This is a genomic window from Streptomyces phytophilus, assembly GCF_013870535.1.
Lineage (GTDB): Bacteria > Actinomycetota > Actinomycetes > Streptomycetales > Streptomycetaceae > Streptomyces > Streptomyces phytophilus.
Map to the genome: position 1 here is coordinate 1 of NZ_JACBXC010000037.1, position 16,853 is coordinate 16,853.

The following is a 16,853-nucleotide window of genomic DNA, read 5'->3' on the forward strand; positions in this document are numbered from 1 at the left end:
GGGTTCTGCGACGGCTGCCACACCGCGCTCGTCGGCACCCACGCCGACGTCTCCGTCGTCGCCACCGACCTGCTCACCATCGGCGTCAAGGAGACCCGCGACCTGGTCCGGCGCGCCCAGCTCTCCCCCTCCGGCGGCCGCTGGCAGGTCATCGTCGTCGAGGACGCCGACCGCCTCACCGAAGGCGCGGGGAACGTGCTGCTGAAGGCCATCGAGGAGCCCGCGCCGCGCACGGTGTGGCTGCTGTGCGCGCCCTCGCTGGAGGACGTGCTGCCCACGATCCGCTCCCGATGCCGCCACCTCTCCCTCAGCACCCCCGCCGTCGAGGCGGTCGCCGCCGTCCTCGTCCGGCGCGACGGCATCACGCCCGCGGTCGCCGAGTCCGCCGCCCGCGCCGCCGGCGGCCACCTCGACCGCGCCCGCCGCCTGGCCACCGACGAACGCGCCCGCGAACGCCGGGCGGCGGTGCTGCGTATACCGCTGCGCGTCGAGGACATCGGCGGCTGCCTGCGCTCGGCGCAGGAGCTGGTCGAGGTCGCGGCGGACGCGGCGAAGGAACGGGCCGAGGAGCTGGACGAGCAGGAGACGGAGGAGATGCGCACGGCGCTCGGCGCGCAGCCGGGCGGCCGGATGCCGCGGGGTACGGCGGGCGTGATGAAGGACCTCCAGGAGCGGCAGAAGCGGCGGGCGACGCGCAGCCAGCGTGACAGCCTCGACCTGGCCCTCACCGACCTCGCGGGCTTCTACCGGGACGTCCTCGCGCTGCAGCTCGGCGCGGTCGCCGACGTCTCGCTGCTGCCGTGCGCGGACGTGGGGGAGGGGCTGCGGCGTATCGCCGAGGACAGCAGCGCGGAGATGACGCTGCGGCGGATCGACGCGGTCATGGAGTGCCGGGAGGCGCTGGAGCGGAACGTGGCGCCGCTGCTGGCGCTGGAGGCGATGACGGTGACGCTGCGCAAACCGTAGAACGGCACTCCCCGCCGCCCCCGCGGATGTCACCCGTACGGGGAGAGGACGACCGCCCGGAGCCCACGCCCCCACCGGATACGCTCAGCCCCATGGATCTCCGCAGCCTGTTCCGTACGGCCGCACCCGTCACCGCGCTGGTGGTGCTGCTCGCCGCCGCCGGGTGTGATTCCGCCGGATCCGACGACGGCGGTACGGACACCGGAGGCAGCGGCGCAGACGCCGCCCGCGCCGGCAGCGTCAGCAAGGTGCTCGAACCGCTCCCGGCGCAGATCCCCGCGGACCTGAAGCCGTACTACGAGCAGAAGCTGCGCTGGACCGGCTGCGACGCCCCCGGCTTCGAATGCGCCACACTGCGCGTACCGCTGGACTACGCGGAACCGGGCGGCGAGGACCTGAAGCTGGCGGTGGCCCGCAAGGAGGCCGAGAACCCCGGGGAGCGCCTGGGCTCGCTGCACGTGAACCCGGGCGGCCCGGGGGCGTCGGCGATCGAGTTCCTGCAGAACTTCGCGGGCATCGGCTACCCGGCGGAGGTCAGGGCCCGCTACGACATCGTGGCGATGGACCCGCGCGGAGTGGGCAGCAGCCGGCCGGTGAAGTGCCTGACGGACGCGGAGTTCGAGGCGCACACCCAGGTCGACCAGACGCCGGACGACGAAGCCGAGGTCAAGGCGCTGACCGCGTCGTTCGACCGCTTCGCGCAGGGCTGCCAGAAGCGCGCGGGCAAGCTGCTGGGCCACGTCTCCACGGAGGAGGCGGCCCGGGACATGGACGTGTTCCGCGGCGTCCTCGGCGACAAGAAGCTCACGTACGTCGGCGCCTCGTACGGCACGATGCTCGGCGCCACCTACGCGGGCCTCTTCCCGCAGCGCGCCGGCCGCCTGGTCCTCGACGGCGCGATGGACCCGTCCCTCACCTCCCGCCGGCTGAACCTGGACCAGAACGCCGGCTTCACCACCGCCTTCGACGCCTTCGCCGAGGACTGCGTCCAGCGCGCGGACTGCCCGCTCGGCACGGACAGCGCCGAAGACGCGGCCAAGCAGCTCCGCGCCTTCCTCGACCGCCTCGACTCGAAGCCCGTCCCCACCGGCGAGAAGCGCAAGCTGGGCGAGCCGCTGGCGACGATGGGCGTGCTCATGGCGATGTACCAGGAGGACTTCTGGCCGCAGCTGCGCGACTCGCTGACGGACGCGATGGAGCGCAAGGACGGCAGCGGGCTGCTGGCGCTGGCGGACATGTACTTCGAGCGCGAACCGGACGGCACGTACGGCAGCATGATGTACGGCTTCGCGGCCGTGAACTGCATCGACCAGCCGCCCCCCTTCGAAACCCCGGCGGACGTCGAGAAACTGGTCCCGGACTTCGAGGCGGACTCCCCGGTCTTCGGCCGCGACTTCGCCTGGGCCGCCCTGAACTGCGCCGACTGGCCCGTCACCGCCACCGGCGAGGCCAACCGCATCGAGGCGTCGGGCACCCCGCCGATCCTGGTCGTCGGCACGACCCGCGACCCGGCGACCCCGTACGTCTGGGCGGAGAGCCTGGCTGCCCAGCTGGAGGAGGGCGTGCTGCTGACGTACGAGGGCGACGGCCACACGGCGTACGCGAGGAGCAACGGCTGCATCGACGACGCGGTCGACACTTTCCTCCTGGAAGGCACCCCACCCCAGAACGGCAAACGCTGCGAGTGACCGCCCCGGACCCCCACCCGCAAACCACGTGCGGAGGACCCCGGGGAACTGTGTAAACTTGTCGCCGTTGCCAGGGCCCCGGCCCGCAACCTGCCGCCTTAGCTCAGTCGGCCAGAGCGACGCACTCGTAATGCGTAGGTCAAGGGTTCGATTCCCTTAGGCGGCTCCCTCAAAGGCCAGGTCACACACCCCGTGACCTGGCCTTTTGTATGCGTCGTGGTGTGACGTGCGGTACGGCCGAGACGCCGCGGAGCCGCTTGCGTGAGCGGATCGCCCCAGTACTACGCCTCAGGCTTCTTCCGCCACCTCCGGGAGGACGCTCTGGTAGATGTCCCGCGTGATCCGGGTGTCGCTGTGCACCGAGGGCGTCGGAGACGATCTGCACGTCCACGCCGCAGCCGTCCCGCACGAGCTGCGCGGACACAGCCAGGGAGTGGGCGTCCAGGTTGGTCTCCGACCGCTGAAGTCGCTGTTCGCGGGGCTGGTGTGGGCGGTTGAACGTGTGCTTGTGCGGCCTGCTGAACCGATTGACCGTCACCTGTCGTAGGACCAGTAATCGTGGATCGAGTGATCGGTGTCGATCGGAAAGCAGTACTGCCGGAGCCAGTCGCCTTCCGTCGTGACCTCTCGGAGCAGCACCCCGCACCCTTCGCCGTACAGCGACAGGGTGTGGACGCCGTACTCACGGCCGTTGAGGTGCTCCTTGAGCGTTGCGTGATGCGCTGCGAGGATCTCGGCGATCATGGGGCTCACTTCCGCGACCGCCTCGTCACGCGAGTCGTAGGGCGTTGGCTCCGTCGCCCCATAGACTCCGATTTTCAAGGCCGTGATCCTGGCAGCGGCTCGGGGGATGCTGGTGATTTCGCCTGCCAGTCCGGCGACTGTAGCGTGCACAGCCCGGAAGGGATCGTGGGCCGCCTTCACGATATGTTCCGTACCAGGGTCGGGAACCAGCCAGGGACGATGCCCAGGGGCATGGGTGTAGGTCAGACGGGAATCGAGCTGGAAGTAGAGCTCTTCGCACGAACCGCAGTGATACCCATGCAGGTTGCCATAGGCCGTATCACGGAGCTCCGTGAGCGGTGACCCACCGCCGTCACTGCCGCAAAAGCTGCACTCGCGCCGGCCTGTCTCGGCCGGCCCATCGTCCCGGTCTGCGTAGGCACTGATAGCCGCCGGGCCGGTGTCGGCTGTTCGACGCCTGAAGAACCGCATGCCAAGCACGCTACCGGCCCTGCTCCGGGCCCCCTCCCGAGGCCGATGCTCAATAACTGGCCCGAGCCGACGGCAGCGAGCCGGGACACCTTGAGTTGACCCTGGCGGCCCAGGAGATCATCACCGTCCACCGCTGCACACCCGTGCGCCTGGACGAACTCGCCGTTCGGTGCCCGGGACGGGAGCTGCCCGGTTCCCCCGCCTCCCGCCTTGGGTGGCTCCGCTGGGCCCCAGCTCCGGGACTCTCCGAGTGGGGGATTCGTGTGTGCTGATCGGTCAGGTGAGGAGCTGTGCGAGTTGTGCCATCTCGGTGGGTGGGTCCGTCACCGGTTGGATGACCAGTTCGTTGATGCCCGCCCGTTCCAGGGTCGTGATGCGGGTGCGGAGGTCTTCTTGGGTGCCTACCAGGGCCAGGGCGGTCATCAGCTGGGGGAGGATCAGGTCCCGGTCCTGGGGGGCGATGCGGTCGAGGTAGTTGGGGTACAGCCTGGTGTAGCGGTCCGGGGCGGTGGCGGTGGTGCCGCGGCGGGCCAGGAGGCGGCGTACCGCCTCGCGCTCTTCGGGGCCGAGTTGTCCGGCGGCGGGCGGGGTGTCGGCGGCGTAGTCCAGCAGGGACATGACGAGGTGGCCGGTTGCGTCGCGGGCCGCGTTGCCGTGGGGGTCCTCGTCCTCGTCGAGTACGTGGAGCGCGGTGACCAGGTAGCAGTCCCCGCGGGAGGCGGGGTCGGGGGACGCGTCGCGGGCCGCGTTGCGCAGGGTCTGCCAGGCGGTGGGGTCCAGCAGGCCGACCGAGATGAGGCCGGTGGCGCGGCGGCCGGCTACGGCGGCCGCCTTGGGGCCGTGCAGCGCCGCCACCACGAACTCGATCGGGTCGGTGGTGTTCACGTGTGCCCCGGCGTGCAGGAACCGGATGTCGCGGACCTGGTTCCCTTCGCGGTACGCGGTCGAGCGCCCGGCGCACAGGTCCTGCAGGGCCGCGACGAAGTCCTCCAGGTCGGCCGCCCTGGTGGGGCCCATGCCCAGCGTGCGGCGGGCGGTGTTCCCGGTGCCGACCCCGCAGATGATCCGGCCCGGCGCCAGCGCGTTGAGGCTGGCGAGCGCGCTCGCCGCGGCCGGGGCGGAGCGCAGCGCCGGGGAGGTCACACCGATTCCGAGCCTGATGCGGCGGGTCGCCTTCGCGCAGAGGCTGAGGGCGACGAAGGGGTCCCCGTGGACCATCGGGGTGTCGTAGACCCAGAAGCTGTCCAGACCCAACTCCTCGGCCCGTACGGCGAGATCCTCCACCCCGGGCCGTGCCGCGACCACGACACCTGCACGCATCCAGCCTCCCCGGGCGTTCGGGACCGTCCGTCCCGCTGATCCCTACCCGGTGCGGCGGTCCCTCGCTCCTTCCCGCGCGGTCATCCGGAAGTCGGCGTGTGTACCGGCCACCGTTTCCAGACGGCGACGTGCAGGATCACCGCGGTGCTCAGCGCGTTCAGCATGACGTGCGTGGTCCAGCTCCACTCGCGCTGCCGCGGCACGCCGAGGGCGTCGGCGAGCTCCGGCAGCAGCCGGACCAGCAGCGCGGTGAGGCCCACCGCGATCAGTACCGCGAGGGTACGGCCCGGGGCCGGGGGCAGCCGGATCGCCGGCCACGCCTCGAACAGCATGGTCACCAGCAGGATGCAGCCGATGGCGGTGCCGGCGGTCGCGGTGATCCGGGCTCCCGGCCAGTCGAGGACGCGGCCGGCGAGCAGGTAGCCGGCCCATCCGCAGGCGACCACGGTGACGTTGCCCAGCAGCAGCCGCAGCCATGTCCGGTCGATGCGGGCGAACGGCCAGCCGCGCAGCGCGACCCAGAAGAGCATCTGCCACGCGCCGATCGACGTGAACCAGGCGCCGTAGCTCTCCGACTCGATCGCGTCGGAGCGCACCAGCGCGAGCCAGGCGAGCAGGCCGAGCGCCCAGGACAGCCCCACCGCGGTGAGGCCGGCCGGTGCGGGGTGCAGGCGGCTCAGCGGGCGGCGTTCGCAGACCAGGGTGAGTTGCAGCATGAGGGTGAAGATGCTGCCGGCCAGGGAGTTCGCGGCCGGGTCGAGGCCGGGGTGCGCGGGGCCCGGGTCGAACACCCCGATCAGGTCGGAGCCGTTGACGACGAGCTGGCCGAGCGCGGCCAGCACCGCGCCGCCGGCCACGACGAGCGCGGTGTCGTACAGGCCGGACCAGGGGCGGGGGAACAGCGTGCCGGGCCAGTCCTCCCACCAGAACGCGATCATCGCCATGATCGGCAGTGCGAACGTGGTGATGGGCCCGAGCACGACCAGGGAGTGCAGGGCGCCGCCCGCGGCTGCGGACAGCAGCACGGTGACGGGGACGACGAAGGCCAGCCCGATCAGGCCGCGGACCGGCTGGTGGGCTCTGGCGTCGGCCAGCGCGGCCGGGCTCAGGGCGTCCGGCCGGCTGATCCGCGGGCGGGTGCCGGAGGTGTCGGGGGTGCCGGGGGTGCCGGAGGGGGGTGCGGTCGTCAGCCGTTCAGAGGACATGTTCCAGCCGGATCGGCAGCCGGCGGATGCGCCGGCCGGTCGCGTGGTGCACGGCGTTGGCGATGGCCGCGGCCACGCCGACCATGCAGACCTCGCCCGCGCCCTTCACCCCGGCCGGGTTGAACCGCAGGTCGGGTTCGTCGATGAAGTCGACGTCGATCTGCTGGACGTCCAGGTTGACGGGCACCGGGTAGTCCTCCAGCGTCGTGTTGAGGAACCCGCCGAACCGGGGATCCACCTCGCTCTCCTCGCGCAGCGCCTGCCCGATCCCCCACACCACGCCGCCGCGGACCTGGCTGGTCGCGGTGACCGGGCTGGCCACCCGGCCGCAGTCCACGACGGAGACCACGCGCGGCACCCGGATGCGCCGCGTGGCCGGTTCGATCCGGACCTCGACGAAGTGCGCGACCCAGCTGAACGTGACGAACTCGGGGTACACCGGTCCGCCGATGGCGAGGACGCCCTTGTCGAGTTGGGCGAGGTCGTCCCGGCTCTGGCCGGGTGCGAGCGTGGTCGCCTCGACCGTCACCGCCGCCTTGTGCGTGGCGCGTACGGCGGCGGCGACGTCCACGTCGCCGGTGCCGGGGACGTCGAGGGCGGTGCGCAGTTCGCCGAGGGCGGCCTGTACGGCGGGCAGCGCGCTCGCGGTGCCCCAGGAACCGGCGGTGAGGTGCTGCGGCGCCACCCGCGTGTCGCCGGCCCGTACGGTCACGGTGTCCACCGGTACGCCCAGGTCCCGCGCGACGAGCAGCGCGACGGCCGAGCGCAGGCCCTGGCCGAACTCGTGCCCGCCGACGCCGACGCCGACGGTGCCGTCGGCCGCCGCCGACAGGTGCGCGACGACCGGCACCATGCCGCCCGGGTAGCAGCCGGCGGCCACGCCCCAGCCGAGGGTCGAACCGTCCTCGGCGGTCATCGAGCCCGGCTCCGGATCGCGTGCGTCCCACCCGAAGCGGGCCGCCCCGCGGCGCAGGCACTCGGCCAGGTGCCGGCCGGAGAACGGCAGGCCGGTGACCGGGTCGGCGGCGGCGTCGTTGGCCAGCCGCAGTTCCACCGGGTCGCGGCCGGTCGCGTAGGCGAGTTCGTCCATGGCCGACTCGAACGCGAACATCGACGGGCTCTCGTGCGGCGAGCGCATGAAGCCGGGGGTCTGCACGTCGGTACGGACCAGGCGCTGCTCGCCGCGGAACGCGGGTGCCGCGTAGAGCCGGGAGGAGACCGTGGTGATCTCGCTCGGGAACAGGTCGTGCCGCGAGGTCTGCTGGTCGACCTCGTGGATCGCGGCGAGGAGTTCGCCGTTCTCGTTCGCGCCGAGCCGCACCTGGTGCACCGTGCGGGGCCGGAACGCGCCGAGGTGGAAGACCTGCGGCCGGGGCAGCACCATCTTCACCGGCCTGCCGAGCCGCCGCGCGGCGACGGCGATCGGCCCGAGGTGCAGGTGCATGGCGTTCTTCTGGCCGAAGCCGCCGCCGACGTACGGCGAGCGGACCTCGATGTCGGCCGGGTCGATGCCGAGTTGGGTGGCGAGCCCGAACCGTACCGCGTTGGCGTTCTGGGTGGTGTCGTCGATGATCAGCCGGTCGCCCTCCCAGTGCGCGACGCTGGCGTTGGGCTCCATCGGCATCGCGTGCTGGGCGGGGTGCTCGTAGGCGCCGGTGATCCGCACCGGGCTGGCGGCGAACGCCGCGTCCGCGTCGCCGACCTTGACGTCGGCCAGGAACGGCAGCGGGATCGCCTGCTCCTGGAGCACGGTGTCGGCGCCCTCGGCGTCGATCTCCACCGCGAACGGCTCTTCCCGGTACTCGGCCGTGACCAGCTGCGCCGCCTCCGTCGCGGCGACCAGGCCGTCGGCGACGACCAGCGCGATCGGCTGGCCGCGGTAGGCGACGCGGTCGTCGCGCAGCGGCTGCAGGCTCTGCACGGCGTGCCCGCCGGCCATGAGGAAGCCGACGTCGCGCAGCTCGTCCGGCCCGAACCGCGTGATCACCAGCCGGACGCCGGGCACGGCCTCCGCGGCGGACGTGTCGACGCGCACGACGCGCCCCTTGCCGGTCCGCGCGGTGGCCCACGCCCCGTACGCGACGTCCTCGGGCACCCGGTCGGCGGCGTAGCGGGCGTGGCCGGTGACCTTCTCGCGGGCATCGACGCGGCGGGTGTCCAGCGGCCGGCCGGCGGTGCCGGGAGCGTCGGCGACGGTCATCGGGTGGCTCGCTCTCCGGCGATGCGCAGCGCGTCGGCGACGGTGCGCACGCCCAGTTCGATGCGGAATCCGTTCTCGGTGCCGGGGCGTGCCGCGGCGAAGGCGGCCTCGCCGGCCTGCCGGGCGGTCTGCGGGGTCAGCCGTTGGCCGACCAGGGTCTGTTCGGCCTCGGTGGCCCGCCACGGCCGGGTGGCCACGCCGCCGAGCCCGATGCGGCACTCGCCCACCGTGCCGTCCGCGTCCACGGTCAGGCCGACGGCCGCGGCGGCGAGGGCGAACGCGTAGGACTCGCGGTCGCGGACCTTGAGGTACGTGGACCCGCGCCCTGCCTGGGTCGCGGGTACGCGGATGCGGACGATCAGCTCGTCCGGGGCGAGCACGTGTTCGCGGGTCGGGTCGTCGCCGGGTTCGACGTGCAGCCCGGCCAGCGGCACGCTGCGTTCCCCGCCGGGGCCGACGACGTCGACGACGGCGTCGAACGCGAGGAGCATGACCGCGAAGTCGCCCGGGTAGGTGGCGATGCACGCGTCGCTGCCACCGAGCAGCGCGTGCGCGCGGTCGTGGCCGCCGACGGCGGCGCAGCCGCTGCCGGGGTCGCGCTTGTTGCAGGGGAACTCCGGGCTGTTGCGGAAGTACGGGCAGCGGGTGCGCTGCAGGAGGTTCCCGCCGACGGTCGCCATGTTCCGCAACTGCTGCGACGCGGCGCGCCACAGCGACTCCGCCAGGCCCGGGTACTGAGCGCGGATCACCGGGTGGTCGGCGACGTCGGCCATGCGTGCACCGGCCCCGAGGACCAGTTCCCGCCCGCCGGCGTCGATGGTGTCCAGCTCGGCGATCCGGTGCACGTCGACGACCTCGGGCGGTGTCTCGATGTCCAGCTTCATCAGGTCGTACAGGGTGGTGCCGCCGGCCAGGATCCTGGTGCCGGGGCGTGCGGTGCGCAGCGCGGCCACGGCGCCGGCCACGGTGTCCGGCGCGGTGTAGGTGAAGGCGCGCACGGCGTCACGCCCCGTTCCGCGCCGCGTCGGCGGTCTGCCGTACGGCGGCCACGATGCCCACGTAGGCGGCGCAGCGGCAGATGTTGCCGCTCATGTACTCGCGGATCTCGTCGTCCGTCCCGCAGTGGCCCTCGGCGACGCACGCGATGCCGGACATGATCTGGCCGGGCGTGCAGTAGCCGCACTGCAACGCGTCATGGTCGATGAACGCCCGCTGCAACGGATGCAGCCCGCCGGCCTCTTCGGCGACGCCCTCGATCGTGGTCACCGCCTGCGCCGAGACCTGCACGGCGGGGGTCAGGCAGGACAGCACCCGCCGACCGTCCACGTGCACCGTGCACGCGCCGCAGTGGCCCTGGTCGCAACCCTTCTTCGTGCCGGTCAGCGCGAGCTGCTCGCGCAGCACGTCCAGGAGGGATTCCCGGGGATCCAGGTCGAGCGACACATTCCGGCCGTTGACCGTGCAGGCCAGGGCGACTTTCGCATCATTTGTGGGCATACCGGGAAATTGTAGAGAGCCCACAAGGTCCTGCGGCGGAGCGGCGGATCCGGCGTGCCTCCCCGCGGGAGTCCGCGCGGAGGTCGGATGCACGTCGGTGTGCCGTGGTCAGACGATGCCGGCGCGGATCTCGTCGTAGAGGCGGGCGGGGTCCTCGGCCAGGGACTTCTTGACGTGGGTGCTCCAGTCGTCCGCCAGGACCTCGGCCGCTCCCGCCTCCACGCCGTCCAGGCCCGCCCGGACGACCGCCGCCGGGTCGCCCTTGGGGCCGGTGTAGGCGGCGCTGAAGTCGGTGTCCACCGCGCCCAGGTGGAGGGCGGTGACCAGGGTGCGCCGGCCGGCCAGTTCCATGCGGACGGCGTTGGTCAGGGCCCACTGGGCGGCCTTCGAGGCGTGGTAGCCGTTCGTGCCCGGGTAGGCGAACCAGGACTGGGCGGACAGGACGTCGAGGATCGCCCCGCCGCCGTTGGCCGCCAGGGCCGGGGCGAAGGCCCGTACGACGTTGAGGGTGCCCCAGAAGTTCGTCTCCATCTCCGCGCGGATGGCCCGCAGGTCGCCCGTGACGAGGTCCGTCCAGTGGCTGACCCCGGCGTTGTTCACCACCAGCGTCACGTCGCCGGCCGCTTCGGCCGCGGCGCCCGCCTGCTCGGGGTCCGTGACGTCCAGCCGCAGCGGTACGACGCCGGGGAGGTCGACCGACTCGGGGCGGCGGGCGGCTGCGTACACGCGGGATGCGCCCCGCTCCAGCAGCTGCTGGGCGAAGAGGCGGCCCAGGCCGCGGTTGGCGCCGGTCACCAGGGCGACCGCGCCGTCCAGGCGCAGGGCGGGGGAGGGGTGGGGGCCGGGTGCTGCGTTCGGTGTGCTCATGCCCGTACCGTAGGAGCTACCGTTGACGTCAGGTGCAAGTCTGAGGGGAAGGGGAACGCGCGTGCGTATCGGAGATGTCGCCAGGCGCTCCGGCGTGAGCGTCCGGGCGCTGCGCTACTACGAGGAGCAGGGGCTCCTCTCGCCCACGCGCAGCCCCGGCGGCCAGCGCGAGTACGCCGAGGACGCCGTCGACCGGGTCCGCTTCTTCCAGCAGCTCTACGCGGCCGGCCTGCCCAGCCGCCGCATCGCCGAGCTGCTCCCCTGCGTCGACACCGGCACGACCACCGCCGAGCAGCGCGCCATGCTCGACGCCGAGCGGGACCGCATCAGGAAGCAGATCGACGAGTACACGGCCGCCCTCGCCCGCCTGGACGAGATCGTCGTGGCCGCCGCCGACCGGCGGGTCTGAGCACGGTCATCCCCGGTCCCTGGTGCGGCGTTCCGTGTGGGTGGAGCGCGGCGTGGGCCAGGGCCTGGCGGGTTCCTGTGCCAGGCCCGTGAGCAGGGCCTCGACCACGCGCTCGGTCTGCTCCCCGGCGGCCTCCGGGGTGTCCAGCCTCATGAGGCCGTCGGCCAGGAGCGTGGCCACCCCGTGCACCGCCGCCCAGACCGCGAACTCCGCCGCGGGGCGGGCCCCGGGGACGAGGCCGCCCGCCTCGGCGAGGCGGTCCAGCTCGGCGTCGATGACGTCGTGCGGGTGCGGGTCGATCGCCGTGTCGCGGTCGCGGGCGGGGGCGGCGAACGCCAGGCGGGCGACCGCCGGGTCCTCCAGGGTCCAGCGGACGTAGGCGCGGCAGGCCGACATGAGGCTCCGGCGGGCGCCCGCCTGTGCCGCAGCCGCCTGCGCCATGCGTTCGCCGAGCCTGGTCAGGACGCGTACGGACAGGGCGCGCACCAGCGCGTCGCGTGAGCCGAAGTGGTGGTACGCCGCGCTCGGGCTGACGCCCACCCGCGCCGACGCCTCCCGCAGCGACCAGCCCTCGGCGCCCCGTTCGCGGACGAGTTCCTCGGCGGCGTCCAGCAGTGCGCCCCGCAGGTCCCCGTGGTGGTAGCCCTTCTTGCCCATGGCCGAGATCTTAACAGTGTTCAGATGTGTGTTACGGTCCGGACTGGATCTCAACACTGTTCAGATTGGAGTGCCATGTCCCCCAGCGCGCCCCCGCCCGTCGTACGCGGCGAGCCGGTCCAGGTCGCCGACGGCGTCCACGTGATCCCCGACGGGCGGGTGGAACTGGTGCCGAACGTCGGCATCGTGGTGGGCGAGGACGCCGTGCTCGTCATCGACACCGGCATGGGGCCGCGCAACGGCGCGTACGTCCTGGAGCAGGCCCGCCGGCTCGCCGGCGGGCGGCGGCTGTACCTGACCCTCACCCACTTCCACCCCGAGCACGGCTACGGCGCACAGGCGTTCAAGGGCGTCGCCACGATCGTCTGCAACCGGGCGCAGCGCGACGAACTGCGGCGCAAGGGCGCCGCGTACCTCGACATGTTCCGGGGGCTGCGGCCCGCCGTCGCGGCCGAGCTGGAGGGCGTCGAACTCGTCGCCCCCGATCTCGTCCACGACGGCGAAGCCGAGATCGACCTCGGCGGGCGCACCGCCCTGCTGCGTCCCGTCGGCCCCGCGCACACCGCCGGCGACCAGGTCGTCCTCGTCGACGGCCGCGTGCTCTTCGGCGGCGACCTCCTGGAGACCCGGATCTTCCCCATCGCCCCCTACTTCCCCCCGCACGACACCGACGTCGACCCCCGCCGCTGGATCGATGTCCTCGACCGGCTCGCCGCCCTCGCCCCCGAGACCGTGGTCCCCGGCCACGGCGAGGTCACCGGCGCCGCGGTGATCCGCGACGTCCGCGACTACCTCGCGTACGTCCGCACCGAAGCGGACCGCCTGCGCGCCGCCGGCGTCCCCGCCGACGAGGCGGCCGCCGCCGTCGACCGCTCCGCGCGCGACCGCTGGCCCACCTGGGAACGCCCCGAGTGGATCACCCCCGCGGCCCATGCCTTCTACGCGACCTCCGCGGGTGCCGATCACGGAGAGCAGGGGTAGTTGGGCCGCGGCCTTCGGTTTGCGCGTGGCGTGTCGTGATCGCCCGCGTCGCCGACGGCATCGAGGGGGTGCGGCTCAGCCGGCGGTCGAGCTGATGGGGCCGAACCTCAGCGGAACTCCGCGGGGCAGGTGGTGCCGTGGACCTTCGGCATCGACCCGCAAGCGGGCCGCTTACGGGCTGGCGGAGGGGGCGGCAGCGCTCTGTGCCGGGGGGTTTCGTTCTTCGGACGGGGTGCGGTAGGCGCGTAGGGGGGCGTTGGTGGCGGCTATGGCGGAGATCGCTGCTATCGCCGCCAGGCCGCCCGTCACCAGCGAGAAGGTCGCCGAGGTGGCGGAGGCGACCAGGCCGCCGCGGAAGTTGCCGAGTTCCGGGCCCGCCACCCCGATGACGTGTTCCACCGACGAGACCCGGCCCCGGTAGGCGTCCGGGGTTTCCAACTGCACGAGGGCGCTGCGGGTGACGACCGAGATCGTGTCGGCGGCGCCCGCCGCGGCGAGGCAGGCGAGGGCCAGCCACAGAGGGCCGGCCAGGCCGAAGCAGGCGAGGGCCAGGCCCCAGACGGCGGCGGCGGTCAGCTGGACCAGGCCGCCGCGGCGCCAGCGGGTGACCGTGCCGGAGAGCAGTCCGGCCGTGATGCCGCCGACCGCGACGGCGGACAGGAACAGGCCGAGGGTCTTCGGGTCGCCGTCGAAGCGGACCTCGTTGACGAGGGGGAAGAGGGCGATGGGCATCGCGAGGAGGGTGGCGGACAGGTCGGTGGCCAGCGAGCCCCACAGGGTGTGGCGGCGCAGGACGATGCGCCAGCCGCCGCGTTCGGCCCGGCGCCGGCCGCCTTCGGCCCGTACGCCTTCGGGGGGCATCGGGGGGAGGCGGAGGACCGCGGCCACCGCGACGGCGATCGCCGCGGCCTGGGTGGCGTACGCGGCCGGGAGGCCCCAGCGGGCGATGATCAGGCCCGCCGCCGCCGGGCCCGCGAGCATCGCGAACTGGAACGAGACGTTGTTCAGCGCGAGCCCCGCCGCCACCTGGTCGGGCGGCAGCAGGCGGACCGGGAAGGTGCGCCGGGCGGGGGCCCCCAGGGCGGCGCAAGCGGTGGCGAGGGCGACCAGGGCGAGCAGGAGGACGACGTTCCTGTTGTCCGCGAGCGCCTGGGCGCACAGGGCGCCGGCGGCCAGCAACTGGCCCGCCGTCGTGGCCCGTACGAGCGCGCGGCGGTCCACCGTGTCCGCCAGGGTGCCGCCGAGGAGGCCGAACACCACCATCGGCAGGCCGGTGGCCAGGCCGATGGCGCCGGTGCCGACGGGGCTGCCCGTCAGGTCCCAGACCTGGGCGAGTACGGCCACGAGGGTGACCTGGGCGCCGAGTTGGGCGGCCGACGTGCCGATCCACAGGGCGCGGTACGGCGCACTGGTGCGCAGCGGGCGGGTGTCGAGGAAGCGGACGCGCCGGCTCATCGGGGGGGCTCGGCGAGGTGGTCCTCGATGCGCTCGCGCATCGACCGGTCGGCGAGCGCCGCCTCGACGTCCGTCACCACCGCGGTCATCGCGTACGGCAGCGCCTCGTTCAGCTCGCTGACCGCCGCGTGGGTCGCGCGCCACTCCGCTTCCAGGAACGGCACGAGGGACCGGCCGCGTTCGGTCAGGTCGATCCGCCGCGTACGGGCGTCGGGCCCCGGTTCCGAGGTGACCAGGTCCGCCTTGCGCATGGCGGCGATGGTCTGGCTGACCGCAGAGTGCGAGCGGTGCAGGGACTCGGCCAGCTCGCGGATGGTCAGGGGCCCGGTGTGGGCGAGGCGGATGAGCGGGTACGCGAACCGGGGGCGTACGCCCTCGATGCCGCGGTCGGTGTAGACCCGCTCGATCTCGGCGTCGAGCGAGGCCAGCAGCGTGTGCAGGGTCTGCCAGGGGTCGGGCAGCTTGGTCGGGTCCGTAGATGTCACAGCGCTAATATAACAGCGCTTTTAGACCTCGTGCGTCAGTGCGTACGGGCCAGCGCGTGCCTGGTGCGGAAGGCGCCCGGCGGGAGACCCACGCGGCGCGTGAACAGCCGGGTGAAGTGCCCGGGGTCGGCGTAGCCGATGCGGCGGGCGATGGACGCCACCTTGAGGTCCGTGGTGGCGAGCAGGTCCTTGGCCGTGTTCAGGCGGGTGCCGAGGACGAAGTCCTTCGGGCTGCACCCCGCCGTGTACTGGACCTCCTCGCGCAGTTCTGCCAGCGGCAGCGCCAGCCTGCGGGCGTGTTCGGTCACGGAGACCGGCAGGTGGGCGGCGTGGGCGAGTTCCTCGGCGACGGTCGGGGGCTGGGCCTTCGGGGTGGCGCGGGAGCGGCGCAGGACGGCGAGGAGTTCGTGGAGTCCGGCGGCGGAGGTGGCGTCGTAGGTGGGCTCGGTCTCGTTGCAGACGGTGGCGAGTTTGCGGATCGTACGGTGCGCGGGGGCGCCCGCGGCGAGGGGGACGACGGCCTCGTCCGGGGCGGGGACGAGGCCGCTCCGGGCGCAGGCGGCGACGGCGGGGCCGGTGAAGCCGGCGTAGGCCACCGTCCAGCCGGGCTTCCCCGGCCCGTAGCAGTGCGGGACGCCCGGCAGCAGCCACAGCAGCGTCGGCGCGCCCACGCAGATCCGCTCCCGCCCGCCCCAGGAGAACCAGCCGGAGCCCGCCAGCAGGACCAGCGCGACGTGGTGGTCCACCACGCGCGGGCCCACGCCGCGCGGCGGCATGTCCTGGACGCCGAGGGCCGTGCAACTCAGGCCCGCGTGCCGCTGTACCGCCGTCAGCACCGGCCGTCGCCGCCACCGTTCACGGCGCTCGTACCCAGGGGCCCAGTCGGTGTTCCCGACGTCGAGCCGAGCAACGCTGCTCATGCCTCTCCCGTACGGACTCGGTGATCGGTTCTGTAGGGGAGGAGCGCGTACGGGCCCGGCCGTCCCGCGGTTTTACCCTTGCTTTACCAAAGTTTCGGCGGCCGTTCGTCAGTAGCCGAAGGCCGGTCCCTGGTAGCGGAAGCGGAGCGAGGCGGTCGCCTCGTAGTTCGCCGTCGTGCCGATGTCGGGGTCGTGCGGCTGCCCCTCGGCGGCGGCGTGCCAGTCGTCGAGGCCGAGGAACTGCCCGGAGGAGTCCCGCTGGGTGAAGGCGACCTTGTTGTCCTCTTCGGTGAAGTACTTCCAGTGGGCCGTGGCGGCGTCGGACTCGCAGGCGCCCTCCTGCTGGCTGACGGGGGCGCCGTCGACGTCGGTGCCGGAGTGGGTCAGGCACATGCCGGTCGCGTAGTTGCGGATACGCACCTCCTGCACGGGCGGCAGGGAGACGAGCAGTTCCCACTGCTGGCTGCGGCCGCCGTCGCAGTCCGCCTCGTACGGCTGGGAGCCCGCGGCGGAGCCGATGTCCATGCACCGTCCGGTGGAGGCGACCGGCAGCATGGTGCGGTCGTCGGCGGGCGGGGACCAGTCGGGCGGGGCGCCGCCGTCGTCGTCGCCGGAGGTGGGCGGCTTGCCGGAGGCGGTGGGCTCGCGGTCCGGGTCGCCGTCCCCGTCGCGGTCCGCGTCCTTGCCGGCCTTCGGCCCCCCGGCGCGGTCGGCGGAGGCGGTGGGCGGGGGGTCGTCCGGGTCGTCGTCCTCGTTCCCGTCACCGGACTTGCTGCGCTCCGCGGTGGGGCTCGGGCCGGTGGTCGTCGCGGTGGGGGCGGGCGGTGGCGGCGGGGGGTCGCCGCCACCGGGCAGGGTGGTGTACCCGGTGACGACGATGACCAGGACCGCGGCGCCGACGGCGGCGGCCTTGACGGCGGCGGCCAGCCCGGTGGCCGCGGTGGCGCCGGCTGCCCCTGCCCCGGCCGCCCCTGCCGCCCCTGCCGCC

General features: G+C 73.5%; 17 protein-coding genes and 1 tRNA gene. 6 read left to right on the forward strand and 12 right to left on the reverse strand.

Annotated features, from left to right (window positions below):
- From H5J30_RS04560 to H5J30_RS04575, 4 genes are all read left to right on the forward strand, one after another.
- Positions 1-966: DNA polymerase III subunit delta' (locus H5J30_RS04560; RefSeq protein ID WP_181785855.1), on the forward strand; the 966-nt coding region annotated here is incomplete at its 5' end.
- A gap of 92 nt (positions 967-1,058) precedes the next feature.
- A complete protein-coding gene (locus H5J30_RS04565) occupies positions 1,059-2,654 on the forward strand; it encodes an alpha/beta hydrolase (RefSeq protein ID WP_181785856.1) in 1,596 nt (531 codons plus the stop codon).
- Between the two features lie 92 nt (positions 2,655-2,746).
- Positions 2,747-2,820, forward strand: a tRNA-Thr gene (locus H5J30_RS04570).
- Between the two features lie 162 nt (positions 2,821-2,982).
- Entirely contained in the window at positions 2,983-3,201 is a 219-nt protein-coding gene (locus H5J30_RS04575; protein ID WP_181785857.1) for a hypothetical protein, read from the forward strand.
- On the opposite strand, the gene H5J30_RS04580 is transcribed toward H5J30_RS04575, so the two are convergent.
- From H5J30_RS04580 to H5J30_RS04610, 7 genes are all read right to left on the reverse strand, one after another.
- The gene (locus H5J30_RS04580; protein WP_181785858.1) at positions 3,189-3,869 is read right to left on the reverse strand and encodes a hypothetical protein; all 681 of its coding nucleotides are present in this window, start codon (positions 3,867-3,869) and stop codon (positions 3,189-3,191) included. The two genes, H5J30_RS04575 and H5J30_RS04580, sit on opposite strands and share 13 nt — an antisense overlap.
- A gap of 276 nt (positions 3,870-4,145) precedes the next feature.
- Positions 4,146-5,189 carry an LLM class flavin-dependent oxidoreductase gene (locus H5J30_RS04585; protein ID WP_181785859.1) on the reverse strand — a complete coding sequence of 348 codons (1,044 nt, stop codon included), beginning with the start codon at positions 5,187-5,189 and terminating at the stop codon, positions 4,146-4,148.
- Positions 5,190-5,269: 80 nt separating this feature from the next.
- Positions 5,270-6,394 (reverse strand): hypothetical protein, encoded by a 1,125-nt coding sequence (locus H5J30_RS04590; protein ID WP_181785860.1) that lies wholly within the window; start codon positions 6,392-6,394, stop codon positions 5,270-5,272.
- Positions 6,384-8,594 carry a xanthine dehydrogenase family protein molybdopterin-binding subunit gene (locus tag H5J30_RS04595; protein WP_181785861.1) on the reverse strand — a complete coding sequence of 737 codons (2,211 nt, stop codon included), beginning with the start codon at positions 8,592-8,594 and terminating at the stop codon, positions 6,384-6,386. The genes H5J30_RS04590 and H5J30_RS04595 overlap by 11 nt, the downstream gene beginning before the upstream one ends.
- The gene (locus tag H5J30_RS04600; protein ID WP_181785862.1) at positions 8,591-9,592 is read right to left on the reverse strand and encodes an FAD binding domain-containing protein; all 1,002 of its coding nucleotides are present in this window, start codon (positions 9,590-9,592) and stop codon (positions 8,591-8,593) included. Before H5J30_RS04600 ends, H5J30_RS04595 begins: the two co-directional genes overlap by 4 nt.
- A gap of 4 nt (positions 9,593-9,596) precedes the next feature.
- Positions 9,597-10,091 carry a (2Fe-2S)-binding protein gene (locus H5J30_RS04605; RefSeq protein WP_181785863.1) on the reverse strand — a complete coding sequence of 165 codons (495 nt, stop codon included), beginning with the start codon at positions 10,089-10,091 and terminating at the stop codon, positions 9,597-9,599.
- A gap of 108 nt (positions 10,092-10,199) precedes the next feature.
- On the reverse strand, positions 10,200-10,958 hold the full coding sequence (locus tag H5J30_RS04610) for an SDR family oxidoreductase (protein ID WP_181785864.1): 759 nt from the start codon (positions 10,956-10,958) through the stop codon (positions 10,200-10,202).
- 61 nt (positions 10,959-11,019) lie between these two features.
- Here H5J30_RS04610 and H5J30_RS04615 point away from each other — a divergent pair, with 61 nt between their 5' ends.
- Positions 11,020-11,367 carry a MerR family transcriptional regulator gene (locus H5J30_RS04615; RefSeq protein WP_181785865.1) on the forward strand — a complete coding sequence of 116 codons (348 nt, stop codon included), beginning with the start codon at positions 11,020-11,022 and terminating at the stop codon, positions 11,365-11,367.
- A gap of 6 nt (positions 11,368-11,373) precedes the next feature.
- On the opposite strand, the gene H5J30_RS04620 is transcribed toward H5J30_RS04615, so the two are convergent.
- Positions 11,374-12,024: a TetR/AcrR family transcriptional regulator gene (locus H5J30_RS04620; protein ID WP_181785866.1), complete on the reverse strand. Its 651-nt coding sequence runs from the start codon at positions 12,022-12,024 to the stop codon at positions 11,374-11,376.
- A gap of 75 nt (positions 12,025-12,099) precedes the next feature.
- Between H5J30_RS04620 and H5J30_RS04625 the strand changes: the two genes are divergently transcribed.
- Positions 12,100-13,005 carry an MBL fold metallo-hydrolase gene (locus H5J30_RS04625; protein WP_181785867.1) on the forward strand — a complete coding sequence of 302 codons (906 nt, stop codon included), beginning with the start codon at positions 12,100-12,102 and terminating at the stop codon, positions 13,003-13,005.
- Between the two features lie 171 nt (positions 13,006-13,176).
- Here the strand turns inward: H5J30_RS04625 and H5J30_RS04630 are convergent, their stop codons facing one another.
- The 4 genes from H5J30_RS04630 to H5J30_RS04645 form a co-directional block, all read right to left on the reverse strand.
- Positions 13,177-14,460, reverse strand: coding sequence for an MFS transporter (locus H5J30_RS04630; RefSeq protein ID WP_181785868.1), 1,284 nt, complete (start codon positions 14,458-14,460; stop codon positions 13,177-13,179).
- Positions 14,457-14,945 carry a MarR family winged helix-turn-helix transcriptional regulator gene (locus H5J30_RS04635; protein WP_181785869.1) on the reverse strand — a complete coding sequence of 163 codons (489 nt, stop codon included), beginning with the start codon at positions 14,943-14,945 and terminating at the stop codon, positions 14,457-14,459. The genes H5J30_RS04630 and H5J30_RS04635 overlap by 4 nt, the downstream gene beginning before the upstream one ends.
- A 35-nt stretch (positions 14,946-14,980) precedes the next feature.
- Entirely contained in the window at positions 14,981-15,865 is an 885-nt protein-coding gene (locus H5J30_RS04640; RefSeq protein WP_220188529.1) for a helix-turn-helix domain-containing protein, read from the reverse strand.
- Positions 15,866-15,973: 108 nt separating this feature from the next.
- Positions 15,974-16,853 (reverse strand): RICIN domain-containing protein (locus H5J30_RS04645; RefSeq protein ID WP_181785870.1); only part of this gene is annotated, 880 nt, incomplete at its 5' end.